This is a genomic window from Georgenia sp. Z2081, assembly GCF_055326445.1.
The window spans coordinates 1-16,879 of sequence record NZ_JBUZNK010000020.1 but is presented as its reverse complement, the minus strand read 5'-3'; the positions used below and the strand labels follow the sequence as shown (position 1 = coordinate 16,879).

The window sequence follows — 16,879 nt, the reverse complement described above, 5'->3', positions numbered from 1 at the left end:
GGAAGAACCACGCCGAGGTCGAGTGGCAGGTCGCCCGATGGGTCCATTGGTACAACCACGGACGCCTGCACTCGTCGGTCGGACACGTGCCCCCCATTGAGTTCGAGAACGCTCACCGGCAGGCTACGACCGCAGCCCCGAACTCGGAGGCCGCGTAAACAACCACCCTCCGGGAGACCCAGGGCGGTTCAACTCGACCCGACGACGGGACACCCCCACCCACCAGCACAGGCCTCGACGACGCCGGCCCGGCCGCGGCCCCGCGCCCGCCCGGCGCTCCGGGCTGAACTTCCCGCCCGCATCGTTTGACCACGACCGCCCGGGCGGCGAGCCTGTGCGGGTGACGACGGACGTCGTCAGCACGGACGCCGGACAACCCCCGACCCGGCACGACCCGAGGAGACCAGGTGCCCGGCGCCACCCCCCGACCCGTGACCCGGGCCGCCGTCGTCGGCGCGGCCGTCTGGACGATCCTGCCGCTGTACTGGCTGGTCGAGGTGGTCGTCGCCTCGCGCGTGACCGCGCCGTTCTCGTTCCTCACCCACACGATCTCCGACCTCGGCGCGTCCACCTGCACGTGGATCCCCTACCGCTGGGACTGGGTCGAGGTCTGCTCGCCGTGGCACCCGCTGATGAACGGGGCGTTCGCGGCGTTCGGCATCCTGCTGGCGACCGGTGCGTGGCTCGTGAGCACCGTGCTGCCGCCGACCCGGCTGCGCGCCCTCACGCGTGCACTGTTCGTGTGCGCGGGAGTCAGCGCGATCGGCACCGCGCTCGTCCCGATCGACACGGTCATCGACCTGCACTCGCTCGTGTCGGTCCCGATCTTCTTCTTCGCACCCGCAGCCACCACGCTGCTCGCGTTCCAGGTCGCGCACGAGAGCGGTGCGCTGCGCACGGTGGGCGGTCTCGGCGTCGGGATCGGGGTGTTCTGCCTGATCGCCGCGATCGTCACGGTCACCCTGGTGTCGATAGACCAGAACTGGTCGATCCCCGAGCGGCTCACGCTGTGGCCGCTCCCCCTGTGGGCGTCGATGCTCGGCGCCACGCTCCTCCTGACCCGACGCGGGCCGGGCGCCCGGCCCGCGCAGCACAGTCCTGGGACCCCATCCGACGTCGGTGCAACCAGCCGCGTCTGAGCCAGCAGCGTCGTCTGAACCTGCACCCTCGTCCGAGCCACGCCGGCCGGGCCTCCGACGCCCCCGTCGCGCCATCGACCGCACCAAGGCCGCCTATCAGGCTCGTCGATAGCTGAGCCACGCCGGACATCATTCCGGCCACTACCGTGGAGACATGGCGCCGCTCGACCTCAACCTGCTGCCGACGCTGCAGGCACTCCTCGAGCTGCGCAACGTCTCCCGCGCTGCCGAGCGCGTCGGGCTCAGTCAGCCGGCGGTCTCCGCGGCTCTGGCGCGCCTCCGGTCCCACTACGACGACGAGCTTCTCGTCCGGGTCGGCCGCACCTACGAGCTCTCGCCCCTCGCCGTCGAGCTCGTTTCCGCCGTCGAGTCCGCCCTCGCGGCCGTCGACCAGGCCGCCCACCCCGCGGGCGGGTTCTACCCCGCCACCACGACGCGCTCGTTCACGATCGCGTGCTCCGACTTCGTCTCCACCCTGCTCGTGCGCCCCCTGCGCCAGGTGCTCGCGGAAGAGGCCCCGGGTGCCGTCATCAACTTCGTCCCCAACACGACCGACGTCACCGACGCCCTGGACCCGACCTCGGTCGACCTCGTCATCTCCCCGACGGGCTACGGAATCGACGGCGAGCGCAAGCTCGTCTTCCGCGACGAGTTCGTCGCCGTCGTCGATGCGCACCACCCGCTGCTCGACCTGCCCGCACCGACCTTGCGGGACGCCGCCGGCTACCCCCATGCCATCGGACGCTTCGGTACCAACGTCGTCACCCCGGCCGACCGACTCTTCGACCTGGTGGGCCTCCGCCCGGAGGTCGTCGCCCAGGTGACTGGGCTGCTCTCGCTGCCGCTGCTGGTCGAGGGAACCGACCTCGTCGCGCTCGTCCCGCGCATGCTGGCCGAGCGCGTCCGGCCGACGGGGCGGATCGCGATCATCGCCCTGCCCGAGGAGCACGAGACCGCGCTCGTCGAGGCGATGTTCTGGCACCGGTCGACGACCGACGACGCGGCGAACAGCTGGCTGCGCGGTGTCGTCCAGAGGGCGTGCCGCAGCCTCCAGGTCATCATCGACGACGCCGCACCGCCGGACGCCGTCTTCGCCGTCACCGACCCGCACGATCACTCACCCACGGAGGACCGGTCATGACCGGACGCCTGGCAGGCAGACGCGCCGTCATCACAGGGACGGCCAGCGGGCAGGGCCGAGCAGCGGCCCTGCTCTTCGCGGCCGAAGGTGCGCACGTGATCGGGTGCGACATCGACGCCGAGGGCGACGCCGAGACGACGGCTCTCGTGCGGTCGGCCGGTGGCGAGATGACATCGACGGCGCCGCTCGACCTCACCGACGAGGCGGCGGTCGCGGCGTGGGCCGCGAATGTGGTCACCGACGGCGGAGTGGACATCCTCTACGCGAACGCGGCCGTCACGCGGTTCGGGCCGGTCGCCGACATCACCCTGGACGAGTGGCACTGGAACCACGCCCACGAGGTCGACGTCGTGTTCCTCCCGGTACGCGCGCTCTGGCACCACCTCGCCTCGCGCGGCGGGGCATCCGTTGTGCTCGTCGGCTCGACGGCCGGCATCACGGGGTCGGTGACGAACACGCGCCTGGCGCACACCGCGACCAAGGGCGCCGTAGTTGCGATGACCAGGCAGCTCGCCGCCGAGGGCGCCGCGCACGGCATCCGGGTCAACTGCGTGTCCCCGGGCATGATCGCCACGCCCCAGTCCGCGGGCAACCTGCTCGCGCCGGACCACCCGATGTCCTCCATCGCTCGCGCGATCCCCCTGGGCCGCGTCGGCACGCCCGACGACGTCGCCCCGGTCGCCCTGTTCCTGGCAAGCGAAGAGGCCGGCTACATCACGGGCCAGAACCTCGTCGTCGACGGCGGCTGGTCGTCCGTGCTGCCAGGCTGACGAGAGGGCACGCCGGGCTGACAGCAGGGCACGCCAGCAATCCGGACGACGCCGGGCGAGCTCAGCGCAGGGCGTCGGAAACGACCTTCGCGCCCCCGTGGCCGTGCTGCCCGCCATCGACGGGGATGTCAGTGCCCGTGACGTAGGCGGCGGCGTCGGAGAGTAGGAACGCGACGACGGAGGCGACCTCGGCCGGCAGCCCGGCCCGGCCCAGCGGCGTCATCGTGGTCGACGCCTCCCGGAACGCCGCGGGCGCACCGGAGGTCATCGGGGTGTCGATGAACCCGGGGTGGACGGTGTTAACGCGGATGCCCCGGTCGCCGAGCTCGAGCGCCGCAACCTGGGCCAGGCCGCGCAGCGCCCACTTCGAGACCGTGTAGGCGGTCGTGTAGTGAGCCGTGACGGCGGCGAGCGAGCCGATCTCGACGATCGACGCACCCCGCGGCATGAGCGGGACGAGCGTCTGGGTGCCGTGCAGCGACGCGACGACGTTGACGTCGAACAGCTCGCGCAGGTCTCCGGCGTCGACCTCGAGGAGCCGATGCCGACGCGTGAGGCCGGCGTTGTTCACCAGGCCGTCCACGCGCCCGTGCGCGTCCCGCAGCTCCTCGGCGAGCGCCTCCCAGGACGCGCGGTCGGCGACGTCGAGGTGCCGGTAGCCGGGCACCTCGGAGGTCTCGGCGAGGTCCGTGGGCACGACGACGGCGCCCTGGTTCCGCAGCAGCGTCGCCTGGGCGGCGCCGATGCCGCCGAGCGCCCCGGTGACGACGACGACCCGGCCGGCGAGGGGCTCGGGCGAGGCGCCGCGGCCCTGCTGCCCGCCGTCCGCACGGCCGGCGGTGCCCGCGCGCGGGTCCGGGACGCTCACGGGGTCCGCCGGTTCCGTGCGGGGATCAGCTGGCTGCCCGCTCGACGAGCGCCCACCCGGTTGACGACCTCCCCGATCCCGTCGACGACGACCCGCACCTCGTCGCCCTCGGTCAGGGGCGGGGGCACCTGCTCGCCGCGGCGGCCCCAGAGCTCGGCCAGGCAGCCGCCGCCGGCCGTGCCCGAGCCGAGGACGTCTCCGGACACCACGCGGGAGTCCGCGGACGCGTACGTGACGAGTTCGGCGAACGTCCAGCCCATGTGGGCGGTAGTGTCCTCCCCCAGGACCTCGCCATTGATCTCCGCCCGCACGGGCAGATCGTGGAAGCCGTCCGGCCCGACCCGGTCGGCGAGCTCGTCGGCGGTGACGATCCACGGACCCAGGGTGCCGGCGAAGTCCTTGCCCTTGGCCGGCCCGAGCGACACCTTCATCTCCCGGCGCTGCAGGTCGCGCGCGGACCAGTCGTTGAACACGGTGAAACCGAAGATCCTCGTTGCCGCCCGCTCCGGATCGAGCGAGCGGCCGTCGTCGTCGGTCCCGCCGCCGACCACCACGGCGACCTCCGCCTCGAGGTCGAGGACCTCGCACCCCGCGGGCACGGGAATCTCCTCGCCGGTGGCCCGCAGCGTGTGGGGGTTGGTGAAGTAGAAGGTCGGCGCCTCGTACCACTCGGGCACGACGCCACCGTGGCCCATCGCCACGGCGACGCCCTCGACGTGCTGCTCGAAGGCCACGAAGTCGCGCACGCTCGGCGGGTCGAGCGGAGTGCGGAGCTCGACGTGCACCAGCGGGCGGCCCTCCCCGTGCCCGATAGTCGCTGCGGCGACCTTGAGAGTGGCGGCAAGGCCGCGACGCACCAGGTCGAGGGTGGTGCTCCCGTCGCTCAGGGCCCAGACGGTCTCGCCGTCGACGAAGCCGTCGAACGGCTCGTCGCCGTCGGTCCAGCGGGCGAGCTTCACCATGTCGTGCTCATCTCCTGGTCGGTCGTGGGTTCAGTCCCAGCGCAGCGGCGGTGCCGCGCAGAATGCTTTCCGTGTCATCGTCGCTCAGGTGTGCGGCGCGCACGGCTGCCACCGGGTCATCCTCACCCATGTCGAACGGGTGGTCGGAACCGAGCGCCACCCGGTCGGCCCCGACCTGCGCGACGAGCGCCGCGAGCTGGGCCTGGTCGTGCGTCAGCGAGTCGTAGTAGAGCTCGGAGAGGTAGCTGGACGGGGTGCGTGCGCACGTCCGCGCCTCGGGTCGGACGCGCCACGCCCGGTCGGAGCGGCCGATGGCGGTCGGGAGGTAGCCACCGGCGTGCGCGGCGACGAGCGCGAGGCCGGGATGGCGGTCGAGCACGCCCGAGAAGATGAGGTGGGACAGCGCGGTCGCGTTCTCGGCCGGCTGGGCGACGGTGTTCGACAGGTTGTACCGGTCGAGCCTGCTGCCCTGGGGGCTTCCGAACGGGTGCAGGAGGATGACTGCACCTGTCTCGAGCGCGGCCGCCCAGAACGGGTCGAGCGCCGGGTCGGAGAGCTCGACCGTACCGGCGACGTCGGTCTCGCCCTCGGGCCCGTCGACCGCGGCTCCGCCACCTGCGGCCCTCGCTCCCGCGGGGGCAGCTGCGTCCGCATCCTCGTGCGCGACCGCCGCGCCACCCGCCGAGGGCCGCGGCGCGAAGGAGCCGATCTCCACGCCCCTCAGGCCGTGGTCACGCACGGCTGACCGCAGCACGTCGGCAGCCAGCTTCGGATGCTGGAGCGGGACCAGGCCGAGCCCGAGCAGCCGGTCCGGCGCCTCGGCGACGTGCGCCGCGACCAGGCGGTTGGCCTCCGGGTAGTACTCCCGTGCGGCGTCCTCGCCCAGGAAGTAGGCATAGTGGTTCGGCGAGGCGGAGACGACCTGGACGTCGACGCCGGCCGTGTCCATGTCGGCCAGGCGCCGGGCCACGTCGGTCAGGCGCGGGAGGCGGTCGCCGAGCATCGCCCCGCTCACGGCGATCGACTCCTCCCCCTGGCGCCAGACGTCGAGCGCGCCCTGGCGTGCCGCCGCGGCCGGGTCGAGCCGGGCCGCGAGCGCCGAGAGCTCGGGCAGCAGGACATGCGCGTGGAGGTCGACGACCGGGCCGGCCAGCTGCGCCCCGTGGCTCCCCGTCACGCGGGCTCGCTCACGAGCGCACCGATCTCACCGATGAGGGCGCCCGGGTCGCCGCTGCGGTCGTGGTCGAGCAGCCACTGGCCGAGCTGGGTCGAGGCTTCGACGACCCGCTTCGCGCGGGCGCGTCGCCGCTCGAGGAACTCGGCGAACAGCGCGTCGTCCAGGGTCTCGGTGCCGAGGAGCAGCTCGGCGAGCACGGCGGCGTCCTCGAACGACTGCGCCGCACCCTGGGCGATCGTCGGGGGGCAGGAGTGGGCGGCGTCGCCGATGATCACCACCCGGCCACGGTGCCAGTCGCCTTCGACGAAGTGGGTCGTGAAGGACGTGTAGTTGACGTTCGCCCCGTCGTCGATCGACTCGCGGATCTCCTTCCAGGGGCCGCCGTAGCCGGCGGCGAGCTCGCGCATGATCGCCGGCCCGTCCGCGCCCGTGCGGTCCTGGACGTCCTCGACCAGGTAGGCGTAGCAGGTGTCGTCCGTCGTCGGGCAGTAGCCGGCGATGTAGACCGGACCGCCGTAGACGAGGTCCGTGCGGGTGACCTCGGCCGGGCGCGGGACGAATGCCCGCCAGATGCCCATCCCGGTCCGTCGCGGTTCCTCGGTGATGCCGATGAGGGAGCGCACCGTGGAGTGCAGCCCGTCGGCACCGACGACGAGGGCGTAGCGGCTGGTCGTGCCGTCGGCGAGGTGGACGGTGACGTCCTCACCGTCGTCGTCGAGCCCCTCGACCTGAGCGCCGTACACGAAGCGGGCGCCCAGCTCGGCGGCCCGCTCGCGGACGATGCGGGCGAGGTCCGGTCGGTAGATCCCGAGTGTCGAGGGCAGGTCGGGGCCCCCGGTTCGCATGTCGTCCATGACCGTGAGCACGGTGCCGTCCGGGTCGGGGGCCCGGATGCCGAGCTCGGAGAACCCGTAGCCGTGGGACTCGAGCTGTTCCCACACGCCGAGGTCCTTGAGCAGACGCAGGGCGTTGCCCTGCAGGGTCAGGCCGGAGCCGAGCGTGGAGGGCTCGGGGGTGCGTTCGAGGACCTCGACGTCGATTCCGCCGCGGGCGAGGTAGGCGGCGAGGGTGGTGCCGGCGGCCCCGGCCCCGACGATGCCAACGGTGGTGATGGCAGCCATGTCGTGTACTCCTTCGTATGGACGGCTGGGTGGGCGTGTGCGCGCGGTGGCCGGTGCTATCGGATGGCGAGCGGGTTGGTCGGTGAGCCCACGGCGCCGACGATCGGCAGCGTGGGGGCGACGAGCAGGAAGTCGTAGCGCCCGTCGACCGCGCAGGCGGCGGCGAGGCCGTCCGGGGCCCACATCTCCCCCAGGAACAGTCCCATGTGCGGGATGGCGACCTGGTGGAACGGCTGGAACGCGCCGGGCAGCTCCGGCGGCCGGACCTCGGCGCCCCACGTGTCGGTGGCGAGCGCCGACACCTCGCGGGCGTGCACCCAGTCGAGACTGGTGAACGACATGCCGGGCGCGGGGCCTCCGGCGTAGTCGCCCCAGCCGTCGCGGCGCGCTCGCGTGTAGTGGCCGGTCCGGATCATCAGGACGTCGCCGCGCCCGACGGCGGAGCTCTCACCCTGCGCGGCGATCGTCGCCTCGAGGTGGTCGGGAGTGATGGCGAACCCGTCCGGGAGTTCGCCGTCGCTCCCGAGGGCCGCGCCGACGTCGAGCAGGACCCCGCGGGCGACGAACTGCTCCGCGGTGGTCTCGATGCCGGTGACGGAGTCGCCCTCGGAGGTGACGACGGCGGCCGAGCGCCCGTTCCATGCCCGCCCGTGGTCGAAGATGTGGCCGAGTCCGTCCCACTGGGTCGAGCACTGCAGCGGCATGGCGATGACGTCGTCGGCGCCACCGAACCCGTGCGGGAAGCCCTGGTCGCCGTGGACGGCCTCGACGCCGGTGTCGGTCATCGTGTGGACCGGGTTCGTGCGGCGGCGCCACCCCTTCTGCGGGCCCTCGCTCGAGAAGGGTTGGGCGAGCGAGTGCACCTCGCCCGTGCGGACGAGCCCGGCTGCGCGGACGCGGTCGGCGGCGCCCACGTGGTTGAGAGTACCGAGGCGGTCGTCGTCCCCCCATCGGCCCCAGTTGGACACGCGCGCGGCGGCGGCCACGATCGCCTCGGCGGCCCGGCTCTCGTCCTCGGTGCTCACGACGCCTCCTTCACGATCCGCACGCTCGAGGGGCACGCACCGCACACTCGACGACCGTGGTCATGCGCGGGCCTCGTCTCGGCAGCGGACGACCTGCCGGCCGAGGCCGGTGATTTCGCCCTCCATCACGTCGCCCGCGCGGAGCATCCGCCCCCAATGGGCGCCGTTACCGGACGGGGACCCGGTGAGCAGCAGGTCGCCCGGCAGAAGGGTCGTGGTCTGCGAGGCGTGCGAGAGCAGCTGGGCGACGGTGAAGATCATGTCGTCCGTACCCTCGTCCTGCATCACCTCCCCGTTGAGCCGGAGCGTGACGCGGAGCGTCTGCGTGTCGCCGACCTGGTCGGCCGGGACCAGGTAGGGCCCGGCGGGCAGGAAGCCCGGTTGGTTCTTGGCCCGGAACCAGTCCGTGCCGATCGCGTCCATGTCCTTGCGGAACACGAGGTTCCGCGTGGTGATGTCGTTGACGATCGTGTAACCGGCGACGTGGTTCAGCGCCTCGTCCACGCTCACGCGGAATGCCGGCCGGCCGATGACAGCGGCGAGCTCGAGCTCCCAGTCGTGCGTGGGATTGCCGGCGGGCAGGACGAGGTCCTCGTGCGGGCCGGCGATGACGGTGGGCAGCCCGAGGAAGAAGTACGGGATGCCGGTCGCGGCCCGCTCGTCCATCATCGCGGCGGTCTCGGCGCGCACCTCCTCCTCGCTCCTGCCGTCGGCGGGGTCGCGGTGCGCGACCCCGAGGTCGATGACGTGCTTGCGGTAGTTGGCGCCGGCCTGGATGACCTGCCGGGGCTCCACCGGCGCGAGGAGCGTCACCTCGTCGACGGTCCGCCAGTGGGCCGAGTCGTCGGCGGCGAGTGCCTCCAGTCGCGGCGTGGCCCCGCCGATGTCCGCGAGGATCGCGTTGAGCGATCCTCCCAGGTCGGCGACGACGTCGTCGGGGAGCTCCCGGATCCGCTCGCCGACGACGAGGGCGAGGCGCGCGCTGCCGTCCGAGCGCAGGCGTGCGAGTGCGAAAACCACGCGTCAGCCCTTGCCGTGCTCGGAGTAGGCGCCGAGGATCGCGGCCTTCATCTCGGGCGAGGCGCCCTCCTCGGTGGCGGTGAGGCCGTCGGCGTCCGGGAACGACTCCGTCATCGACATCGGCATCGAACCGTTCCGGTAGAAGTTGTTCGACCCCTCGGCCGGCAGCCAGGTGTGGGGCTCCCAGTCCGGCACATAGTTGCGGTAGCCACCGGAGTTCAGCTCGACCCGCAGACCGGACGGCTCACGGAAGTAGAGGAAGGACTGCTCCCCGATGCCGTGGATCGAGGGCCCGTACTCGATCGGCGTGCCGCGCTCCATGAGCACGTCGGCGGAGATCAACAGCTCCTCGCGAGTGTCGACCCAGAACGCGATGTGGTTGACCCGGCCCGCCCGGTCCGAGGTGTCCAGCACGACCCCGAGGTCGTGCGACTTCTCGTTGGTCGTGAGGACGGCAAAGACGGTGACCGGCGCCTCGTCGAGGTCGGTGAAGGCCATGGTCCGGAAGCCGAGCGTCTCGCTGTACCAGGCCGTGAAGGCGCGCACGTCCGCCGTCGCGACCGTGACGTGGTCGAGGAACCGCGGCGCGCCCGCGTGGGCCGACCGGCGCTCCGGGCGGTCCGGGTACTGCGAGGCGAGCTCACCCTCCGCCCAGAACCGCTCCGTCTCCCAGAAGAGAGTCATGTCGTGCCCACCGGGGCCCACGAACCGGGCGTTGCGCCCGATGTGCGCGCCGCGGTCGGCCCACGCGACGTCGGTGCCCGTGGCGGCGACCCGACGGCCGGCCTCCTCGAGCGCCTCAGCGGACGTGGTCCGCCAGGCCATCGTCACCAGCGCCGGCTCGGCCCCCGGCGAGATGACGAGGCTGTACCGCTGGTGATCGCCCCAGCAGCGCAGGTACGCCTTCCCGTCGACCTCCTCGATGATCCGCATGCCGAACTTGTCGACGTAGAACGCGGCAGAGGCCGCAACGTCGGGGCTCGCGATCTCCAGGTGCGAGAGGTGAGCGAGGAGCTTCTCCATCGTCGGGTCCTTCCGGGACGGGTGCCGCGGCAACGCCGCGAGGCACGTCGGTGTGCGATGCCCCGAGTGTGGGCGGATCCTTCCCCGACACCAAGCGGTCCCATCCATCCCATTTATTCGTCCGATCGATACTTCGTCGTCGACGATCACCCGGCGGCGAGATCCACGTCTCCTCCGGTCGGCCTACGAGGACGAACCGCGGACCTACATATCCGCGCCGTCGATCCCAGGTATGCGAGCGAGCGATGGGCAGTCGCGCCCGCGCCTGTCACGATCGCCTCCCCTGCACCTGCTCGAAGGAGAGCCAGATGACTGCTCGAACCCCCCGTCGCGCCGCCCTCGCCGGACTGCTGACCGCCACCGCCCTCACGCTCGTCGCCTGCGGCGGTGGTGGGGACGAGTCCGACGACGATGCCTCCGGGGCGGAGGGCGGCTCCGAGGGGGCCGCCGCCTCGGACGAGCTGACCTCGATCAGGGTCGGCGTCCTGCCGATCGCGGACTCCCAGCCGATCCAGGTCGGCATCCAGGAAGGGATCTTCGAGGCGCACGGCCTCGACGTTGAGGTCGTCTCGGGCCAGGGCGGTGGCGCCACGCTGCCCGCCGTCCTGTCCGGCGAGCTGGACTTCGCCGTCGGCAACCCGGTCTCGGTCCTCCTCGCGCAGGCCGAGGGCATCGAGACCCGCATCGTGTCCGGCTGGGTCGACAGCGCGGCGGAGGGCGCCGACGCGTTCGGCCTCGTCGTCTCCGCCGACTCCGACATCGCGGACGCCTCCGACCTGGGCGGCCGCTCGGTCGCCGCCAACACCCTGCTGTCCCAGCCCGAGCTCGCGCTCCGCGAATCCGTGCGGCTGGCGGGCGGCGACCCGGAGGCGGTCGAGCTGGTCGAGATTCCTTTCCCGGATGCCCAGGCTCAGCTGGAGAACGGGCAGGTCGACGCCGCACTGCTGGTCGAGCCGTTCCTCGGGCAGGCCCAGGCGGCCGGACACGAGGTGATCCTCTACCCCTACGTCGAGTCGATCGAGGGCGGCCAGCCCGCCATGCTCAGCTACACGAGCGTGGCGACCACCGAGGAGAATCCGGAGCTCGTCGAGGCGTTCCGGGCGGCCGTCGAAGAGACCATGGCGCTGGTCGGCGAGGACGACCAGCTCGTGCGCGACGTCCTGCCGGACGTCATGGACATCCCCCAGGAAGCGGCGGACAACCTCGTACTCGCCGAGTTCACCTCCGAGCTCAACATCCCGGCCCTCGAGCGGATGGCCGAGCTCATGGCCGAGTTCGGGTTCACGAGCGAGGTCGTCGACGTGATGGCGCTGGTGGTGGAGTGAGCCAGGGCCGCAGCCCGCGCATGACCGACCTCGGCGACGGCGTCTGGGCGTACATCCAGCCCGACGGCGGGTGGATGGTCAACAACATGGCCGTCGTCGAGACGGACCAGGGGCTGGTGAGCGTCGACGTGACGTCGACGGAGCGCCGCACCCGGGACTACCTCGACGCCGTCGCCACGACGACCGGCCACGGCGTCGAGGGACGCCGCGTGGACCTCCTGCTCCTCACGCACGCCCACCCCGACCACTGCACCGGCTCCTCCCTCGTGACCGGCGCCGAGGTCGTCTCCCACGCGGCGACGGCGGCCGCGCTCGAGGCCCCGGTGCACGCCCCGCCGGGCGTGTTCGAGCCGATCACGGTGGGCGACGCCCACGCCGTCGTACCGGGCCGCACGTTCGAGACCGGGCTCACGCTGACCCGGGGCGACGAGCCGATCGAGGTCCGCCACCCCGGCGTCATCGCCCACACCACCGGCGACGCGTACGTGTGGTTCCCCGAGCGCAGCCTGCTGCTGGCCGCCGACCTCGTGTTCGAGGGCGGGACGCCGTTCGCACTGTCGGGCTCGGTCACGGGCTGGCTGACAGCCCTAGACGAGCTGCGCACGCTCGCTGCCACCACGGTGGTGCCGGGGCACGGGGAGATCGCCGGGCGCGATGTGATCGACGACGTCGCGGAGTACCTCGAGCTCGTCCTCGAGGCGGCCGGACGCGGGCTCGCCGCCGGGCTCACGCCGCTGGAGTGCGCACGGGACACCGATCTGGGCAGGTTCGGCGGCCTCATCGACCCCGAACGGATCGCGGGCAACCTGCACGTAGCCTACCGGGACCTCGACGCCACCCACGCGCTCGACCCCGTAGCGGCGTTCCGCGACATGGTCGAGCTCAACGGCGGGCTGCTGGCCACGCGCGCGTAGGTGCGGGGCGGCCCGGCTGGCGGGCCGTACTTCAGGGCGGGTCCGCGTCGCAGCAAGATCCTGCGCGTGAGCCACTCGGAGCCTCGTATCAGTTCCGATACCATCCACCCATGGATCAGTCGTCCGGCCCGAACCTCGAGGACGTCCTGCGCTCGGCCTCCCGCCTGCAGGACATCGTTCCCGAGGCCGTCCTGGTCGGTGGCACCGCCTCGGCTCTGCACGCCGGCCACCGGCTGTCGCTGGACCACGACCACGTGATGTCCGACCTCGCGGCGCGCTACGCGGAGATCGTCGAGGCGGTCGAGGCGAGCGAGGGCTGGGTCACCTCCGTCCGCGCGAGCAGCCCACCGCTGACGCTGCTCGGATCGCTCGACGGGATCGAGGCAGGACTCCGCCAGCTACGCCGCACCCGTCCGCTCGAGGTGGAGGAGGTGAGCGTCGGCGAGGATCGGACGGTCCGGGTTCCCACCCTGCCGGAGATGCTGCGCGTCAAGGCTTACCTCGTCGTCCAGCGCAATGCCGTGCGCGACTACCTCGACACCGTCGCGCTCGCCGCCCGGACCGGCACGGAGGTCGCGGCGCAGGTGCTCGCAGAGATGGACGACTACTACGCGGACCGGTCCGGCGAGGACGACTCCGTGCTCACCACGCTCGTCCTCCGGCTCTCCGAGCCGGCACCGCGCGACAGTCGGCTAAGCGGCGAGCTCGCCCGGTACAAGAACCTCGAGCCTCGCTGGCACGAGTGGTCGGAGGTCGTCCGCGCCTGCGCCGAGCTCGCGGACGCGCTGCTGGAGATCGTCGAGGAGGACGCCACATGACCGCGCACCTCGCACGCCTGGCACGCAACGTCGACGTCGATCCGGACGCACCGTTGGACACGTGGCCCTACGAGGCGCTCGTCGCGATCCTCGACCGCGGCTCGATCCGTGACTGGTCGGCCGTGACTCGCGAGATAGGGCGGGACCCGTGGGGGCCGGTCGCCCGGCAGGTCGAGGACTATCTCGGGTACGAGTCTCCGGCAGGGCTCGCACCGCTGCTCCGACGGGCGATCGCCCGCGCGCGTGGTCGTGCCGAGGAGATCGACCGGGCCGCGGTCGCCGCCCGGGTCAGCGAGCTCGTGACCCGTTCCGGTCTGTCGATGGCCGACTTCGCCACGCGGATCGGGACGTCGAGGAGCAGGCTGTCGACGTACCGCTCGGGCACGGTCTCACCGTCGGCGGCACTCGTGCACCGGATGGAACGCCTGGTCAGCGCCGTGGACCTCAGCTCGCCGGCGGCAGCACCTCCGGCAGCCCGAACCGGGCGAACAGCCGCAGGTCGAAGAAGATGACGATGTGCGAGATGCCCGCGCCCGTCACGTCGAGGACCTGGATGTTGAAGGCGCGGTGCACGCCGTGCTCGTCGGGCAGGTAGAGCCCGAAGGCCGCCTGACCGTTGGCAGCCGTCGGCACGAGGACGTGGTCGCCCGGTCTCTGCGCGGGGCTCTGGGCGTCCACCATCTCGCCGATCGTGCGCGCGCCGCGGAACCAGGCCGGGAAGGGCGGCATCTCGTACACGGCGTCCTCGGTGAGGACGCCGACGAGCGCTGCCATGTCGTTGGCGTGCATCGCCTCGACATACCGCTCGAGCAGGGCGCGCTGCTCGGGCGAGCCGGGCTCGACGACGTCGCCCTCGTCGGGCCGGACGCGCTCGAGCTGGGCGCGTGCGCGCTGGAGGGCGCTGTTGACGGCTGCCGGGGTGGTCCCGAGCATCTGCGCCACCTCCGCGGCGGCGAACCCGAGGACCTCGCGCAGGACGAGGACCGCCCGCTGGCGGGAGGGCAGGTGCTGGAGCGCCGCGACGAACGCGAGCCGCACGCTCTGCCGGCGCGTGACCGCGGCGAGCGGGTCGTCCGCGCCGATCGCGCCCGCGAGCATGGCGTCCGGCGCGGGCTCGAGCCACGGCAGCTCGGGCCACTGGACCAGGTCGGCCGACGGGTCGTCGGCGGGTCCGCCGAGGCCGGTGGGCAGCGCCCGGCGACCGCGGTTCTCCAGCGCGCGCAGGGCGGCGGTGGTCGCGATCCGGTAGAGCCAGCTCCGCACCGACGAGCGGCCCTCGAACGACTCGAACCCGCGCCACGCGCGCAGGTACGTCTCCTGCACGGCGTCCTCGGCCTCGTGGATCGACACGAGCATGCGGTAGGCGTGCGCGAGCAGCTCCGGACGGTAGGAGCGCGTGCGCCGCTCGAACTCCGCGTCCGTGGTCCTCACGCCGCCACCGTACGTGGCCGGCGCAGCAGGACCGCCGACACGGCGGCGCCGAGGATCGCCAGGGCGGCGAGCACGAGGAACGCCACGGCGAACCCGTCGGTGAGGGCTGCGGCGGACGGGACATCCGTCGCGCCGCGCGTCGCGTGCCCGATCGCGACGGCCGAGGCCAGCGCCGCACCCATCGTCGTGCCGACGGCGAAGGACGTCTCCTCGACGCCGGCCGCCAGTCCGGCGTCGTGCTCGGGAACGTCGGCGAGCGCCGCGATCTGGCCGGCGACGAACGCGGCGCCCATGCCGACGCCGAACACGATAAGCCCTGCCAGCAGGTCCTCGGCCATCGTGCCGCAGGGGCGCAGCCGGCTCAGCAGGAGGCCGGCCACGGCCATCAGGGTCATCCCGGCGCCGGCCACGGCCCGGAACCCGAACCGGGTGACGAGCTGCTGTCCCGCCAGGACCGCGACGACCGAGGTGACGGTCATGATCCCCGTCGTCAGGCCGAACTGCAGGGCCGAGAGGCCGAGGACGTGCTGGACGTAGAGGGTCACCAGGATGAGCAGCCCGTCGACGGCGATCCCTGCGAGCAGGATGACGAGGTTGCCGCCGACGAGCGTCCGTGAGCGGAAGATGCGCATCGGGACCAGCGGTGCCGGGCTCCGCCGTTCGACGACGACGAACAGGCCGGCCACGACCACTCCGGCGGCCCCGAGCGCAGCGACGAGCGGGTCGATGCCGTGTGCGGCCACGCGGAAGAGGGCGAGCAGGACGGCGACGAGCGCGGCGGTGGCCGTCACCGCGCCGGGGACGTCGAGCCGCTGCCGTGACCGGGCCCCCTCCGGCAGCAGCGCCGGGCCCACGAGCAGCACCACCAGGCACACCGGGACGTTGGTGAAGAAGATCCAGGGCCACCCCGCCCAGTCGGTCAGCGTGCCCCCGAGCAGCAGGCCGACGGACGCCCCCGTGCCGCCGAGCCCGCCCCAGATGCCCAGCGCCCGGTGGCGCTCCGGCCCCTCGGGGAACACCGCCATGAGGATCGACAGACCGGCCGGCGTCAGCACCGCCGCGCCGACGCCCTGCACCACCCGACCGAGGACGAGCAGCCCGCTCGTCGGTGCCAGGCCGCACAGGAGCGACGCGCCCGCGTAGAGCGCGACCGCTGCCAGGAAGACCCGGCGCCGGCCGAGATGGTCGGCCAGCCGGCCGCCGAGGATCAGGAGCCCGCCGATCGAGACCCCGTAGGCCGTGATCACCCACTGCGCCTCGGCCGGCTCGAACCCCAGGTCGACCGCGATCTCGGGCAACGCCGCGTACACGCTCGTCGAGTCGAGCACGCCCATGAACATCGCCGTGCACACGATCGCCAGCACCCAGCCCCGGCGCACGGGGGTCGTCGGCCGGGTGGCGCTCGGACTCGGACTCGGACTCGGACTCGAGCTCGGACCTGGACTCGCACTCGCTCGCTCGATCGCCACGATGCCCCCTCTCTCGCCCGCCGGGGCCACCCGGACCGTCCGGGCGCAGGCGGGCTCACAGGGGTAGATACCTGGCGCAGGCAGAACTCATCGGTGGGCGCATGCCCGGTCCACGAGCTCGACACGCCCCCCGGCGCGGACCGCGGACCTCCGAGGACCGGCGACCAGGCCCACCGCACCGATGTCGAGAATCCGTGACCGGTTCCGTCCCAGGGGTGCACGCGACCACACTGGGTCGCACCCACCGGAGGAGTCCGTCATGGCCAAGTACCTCATGCTCAAGCACTACCGCGGGGCCCCCACGGCGCCGAACGACGCGCCCATGAACGAGTGGTCCGAGGCGGAGATGGACGCACACTTCGCCTACATGGACGCCTTCGTCGGCCGGCTGCGGGACTCCGGCGAGCTCGTCGACAGTCAGGCGCTGTCCCCCGAGGGCTCGTGGGTCCGGTTCGACGGCGAGGGGCGCCCGCCGGTCACCGACGGTCCGTTCGCCGAGACCAAGGACCTCGTGGCCGGATGGGTGATCATCGACGTCGACACCCACGACCGGGCGCTCGAGCTGGCCGCCGAGCTCTCGGCCGCCCCCGGCAAGGACGGCAGGCCCATCGGCGAGTGGCTCGAGCTGCGCCCGTTCCTCTCCCCCGCCGTCACCTCCACGGAGGCGGCCGACATC

At 72.7% G+C, this 16,879-nt stretch carries 18 protein-coding genes; 9 read left to right on the top strand and 9 right to left on the bottom strand.

The window, feature by feature from the left end; translation table 11 throughout:
- The 4 genes from ACZLKG_RS16445 to ACZLKG_RS16430 all read left to right on the top strand — a co-directional run.
- A partial coding sequence (locus ACZLKG_RS16445; RefSeq protein WP_463649344.1) for an integrase core domain-containing protein occupies nucleotides 1-158 on the top strand: 158 nt, incomplete at its 5' end.
- A gap of 249 nt (nucleotides 159-407) precedes the next feature.
- A complete protein-coding gene (locus ACZLKG_RS16440; RefSeq protein WP_463649343.1) occupies nucleotides 408-1,139 on the top strand; it encodes a DUF998 domain-containing protein in 732 nt (243 codons plus the stop codon).
- 154 nt (nucleotides 1,140-1,293) lie between these two features.
- Nucleotides 1,294-2,280, top strand: a complete 987-nt coding sequence (locus tag ACZLKG_RS16435; RefSeq protein WP_425709955.1) for a LysR family transcriptional regulator — start codon at nucleotides 1,294-1,296, stop codon at nucleotides 2,278-2,280.
- Nucleotides 2,277-3,050, top strand: a complete 774-nt coding sequence (locus tag ACZLKG_RS16430) for an SDR family NAD(P)-dependent oxidoreductase (protein ID WP_425709954.1) — start codon at nucleotides 2,277-2,279, stop codon at nucleotides 3,048-3,050. The genes ACZLKG_RS16435 and ACZLKG_RS16430 overlap by 4 nt, the downstream gene beginning before the upstream one ends.
- A gap of 61 nt (nucleotides 3,051-3,111) precedes the next feature.
- Here the strand turns inward: ACZLKG_RS16430 and ACZLKG_RS16425 are convergent, their stop codons facing one another.
- The 7 genes from ACZLKG_RS16425 to ACZLKG_RS16395 are packed head-to-tail and all read right to left on the bottom strand — an operon-like array spanning nucleotide 3,112 to nucleotide 10,246.
- On the bottom strand, nucleotides 3,112-3,918 hold the full coding sequence (locus tag ACZLKG_RS16425; protein WP_463649342.1) for an SDR family NAD(P)-dependent oxidoreductase: 807 nt from the start codon (nucleotides 3,916-3,918) through the stop codon (nucleotides 3,112-3,114).
- Nucleotides 3,915-4,880 (bottom strand): fumarylacetoacetate hydrolase family protein, encoded by a 966-nt coding sequence (locus ACZLKG_RS16420; protein ID WP_463649341.1) that lies wholly within the window; start codon nucleotides 4,878-4,880, stop codon nucleotides 3,915-3,917. The genes ACZLKG_RS16425 and ACZLKG_RS16420 overlap by 4 nt, the downstream gene beginning before the upstream one ends.
- A 7-nt stretch (nucleotides 4,881-4,887) precedes the next feature.
- Nucleotides 4,888-6,057, bottom strand: a complete 1,170-nt coding sequence (locus ACZLKG_RS16415) for an amidohydrolase family protein (protein WP_463649340.1) — start codon at nucleotides 6,055-6,057, stop codon at nucleotides 4,888-4,890.
- A complete protein-coding gene (locus tag ACZLKG_RS16410) occupies nucleotides 6,054-7,178 on the bottom strand; it encodes an FAD-dependent monooxygenase (RefSeq protein ID WP_425709950.1) in 1,125 nt (374 codons plus the stop codon). Before ACZLKG_RS16410 ends, ACZLKG_RS16415 begins: the two co-directional genes overlap by 4 nt.
- A gap of 56 nt (nucleotides 7,179-7,234) precedes the next feature.
- Entirely contained in the window at nucleotides 7,235-8,203 is a 969-nt protein-coding gene (locus tag ACZLKG_RS16405) for a cyclase family protein (protein WP_425709949.1), read from the bottom strand.
- A gap of 60 nt (nucleotides 8,204-8,263) precedes the next feature.
- Nucleotides 8,264-9,223, bottom strand: coding sequence for a fumarylacetoacetate hydrolase family protein (locus ACZLKG_RS16400; protein ID WP_463649339.1), 960 nt, complete (start codon nucleotides 9,221-9,223; stop codon nucleotides 8,264-8,266).
- Between the two features lie 3 nt (nucleotides 9,224-9,226).
- Nucleotides 9,227-10,246, bottom strand: coding sequence for a VOC family protein (locus tag ACZLKG_RS16395; protein ID WP_425709947.1), 1,020 nt, complete (start codon nucleotides 10,244-10,246; stop codon nucleotides 9,227-9,229).
- A gap of 308 nt (nucleotides 10,247-10,554) precedes the next feature.
- Between ACZLKG_RS16395 and ACZLKG_RS16390 the strand changes: the two genes are divergently transcribed.
- The 4 genes from ACZLKG_RS16390 (at nucleotide 10,555) to ACZLKG_RS16375 (ending at nucleotide 13,815) form a co-directional block, all read left to right on the top strand.
- A complete protein-coding gene (locus ACZLKG_RS16390) occupies nucleotides 10,555-11,571 on the top strand; it encodes an ABC transporter substrate-binding protein (RefSeq protein WP_425709946.1) in 1,017 nt (338 codons plus the stop codon).
- Complete coding sequence (locus ACZLKG_RS16385) at nucleotides 11,568-12,485, top strand: MBL fold metallo-hydrolase (RefSeq protein ID WP_463649338.1); 918 nt, start codon at nucleotides 11,568-11,570, stop codon at nucleotides 12,483-12,485. The genes ACZLKG_RS16390 and ACZLKG_RS16385 overlap by 4 nt, the downstream gene beginning before the upstream one ends.
- Before the next feature lie 110 nt (nucleotides 12,486-12,595).
- Nucleotides 12,596-13,303 (top strand): hypothetical protein, encoded by a 708-nt coding sequence (locus ACZLKG_RS16380; protein ID WP_463649337.1) that lies wholly within the window; start codon nucleotides 12,596-12,598, stop codon nucleotides 13,301-13,303.
- Nucleotides 13,300-13,815, top strand: a complete 516-nt coding sequence (locus ACZLKG_RS16375) for a helix-turn-helix domain-containing protein (RefSeq protein WP_463649336.1) — start codon at nucleotides 13,300-13,302, stop codon at nucleotides 13,813-13,815. The genes ACZLKG_RS16380 and ACZLKG_RS16375 overlap by 4 nt, the downstream gene beginning before the upstream one ends.
- Here the strand turns inward: ACZLKG_RS16375 and ACZLKG_RS16370 are convergent.
- Together ACZLKG_RS16370 and ACZLKG_RS16365 are read right to left on the bottom strand one after the other, a co-directional pair.
- Nucleotides 13,748-14,734 carry a sigma-70 family RNA polymerase sigma factor gene (locus tag ACZLKG_RS16370; RefSeq protein ID WP_463649335.1) on the bottom strand — a complete coding sequence of 329 codons (987 nt, stop codon included), beginning with the start codon at nucleotides 14,732-14,734 and terminating at the stop codon, nucleotides 13,748-13,750. The two genes, ACZLKG_RS16375 and ACZLKG_RS16370, sit on opposite strands and share 68 nt — an antisense overlap.
- Nucleotides 14,731-16,113 carry an MFS transporter gene (locus tag ACZLKG_RS16365; RefSeq protein ID WP_463649334.1) on the bottom strand — a complete coding sequence of 461 codons (1,383 nt, stop codon included), beginning with the start codon at nucleotides 16,111-16,113 and terminating at the stop codon, nucleotides 14,731-14,733. Before ACZLKG_RS16365 ends, ACZLKG_RS16370 begins: the two co-directional genes overlap by 4 nt.
- Before the next feature lie 349 nt (nucleotides 16,114-16,462).
- On the opposite strand from ACZLKG_RS16365, the gene ACZLKG_RS16360 reads away from it, so the two are divergent.
- The coding region (locus tag ACZLKG_RS16360; protein WP_463649333.1) for a YciI family protein at nucleotides 16,463-16,879 on the top strand (417 nt) is incomplete at its 3' end.

What these genes read in the sequence shown, in the direction of transcription:
- ACZLKG_RS16435 (WP_425709955.1), top strand. Translation starts at nt 1,294, where the DNA reads ATGGCGCCGCTCGACCTCAACCTGCTGCCGACGCTGCAGGCACTCCTC.
- ACZLKG_RS16430 (WP_425709954.1), top strand. Translation starts at nt 2,277, where the DNA reads ATGACCGGACGCCTGGCAGGCAGACGCGCCGTCATCACAGGGACGGCC.
- ACZLKG_RS16420 (WP_463649341.1), bottom strand. Translation starts at nt 4,880, where the DNA reads ATGGTGAAGCTCGCCCGCTGGACCGACGGCGACGAGCCGTTCGACGGC.
- ACZLKG_RS16410 (WP_425709950.1), bottom strand. Translation starts at nt 7,178, where the DNA reads ATGGCTGCCATCACCACCGTTGGCATCGTCGGGGCCGGGGCCGCCGGC.
- ACZLKG_RS16395 (WP_425709947.1), bottom strand. Translation starts at nt 10,246, where the DNA reads ATGGAGAAGCTCCTCGCTCACCTCTCGCACCTGGAGATCGCGAGCCCC.
- ACZLKG_RS16390 (WP_425709946.1), top strand. Translation starts at nt 10,555, where the DNA reads ATGACTGCTCGAACCCCCCGTCGCGCCGCCCTCGCCGGACTGCTGACC.
- ACZLKG_RS16380 (WP_463649337.1), top strand. Translation starts at nt 12,596, where the DNA reads ATGGATCAGTCGTCCGGCCCGAACCTCGAGGACGTCCTGCGCTCGGCC.
- ACZLKG_RS16375 (WP_463649336.1), top strand. Translation starts at nt 13,300, where the DNA reads ATGACCGCGCACCTCGCACGCCTGGCACGCAACGTCGACGTCGATCCG.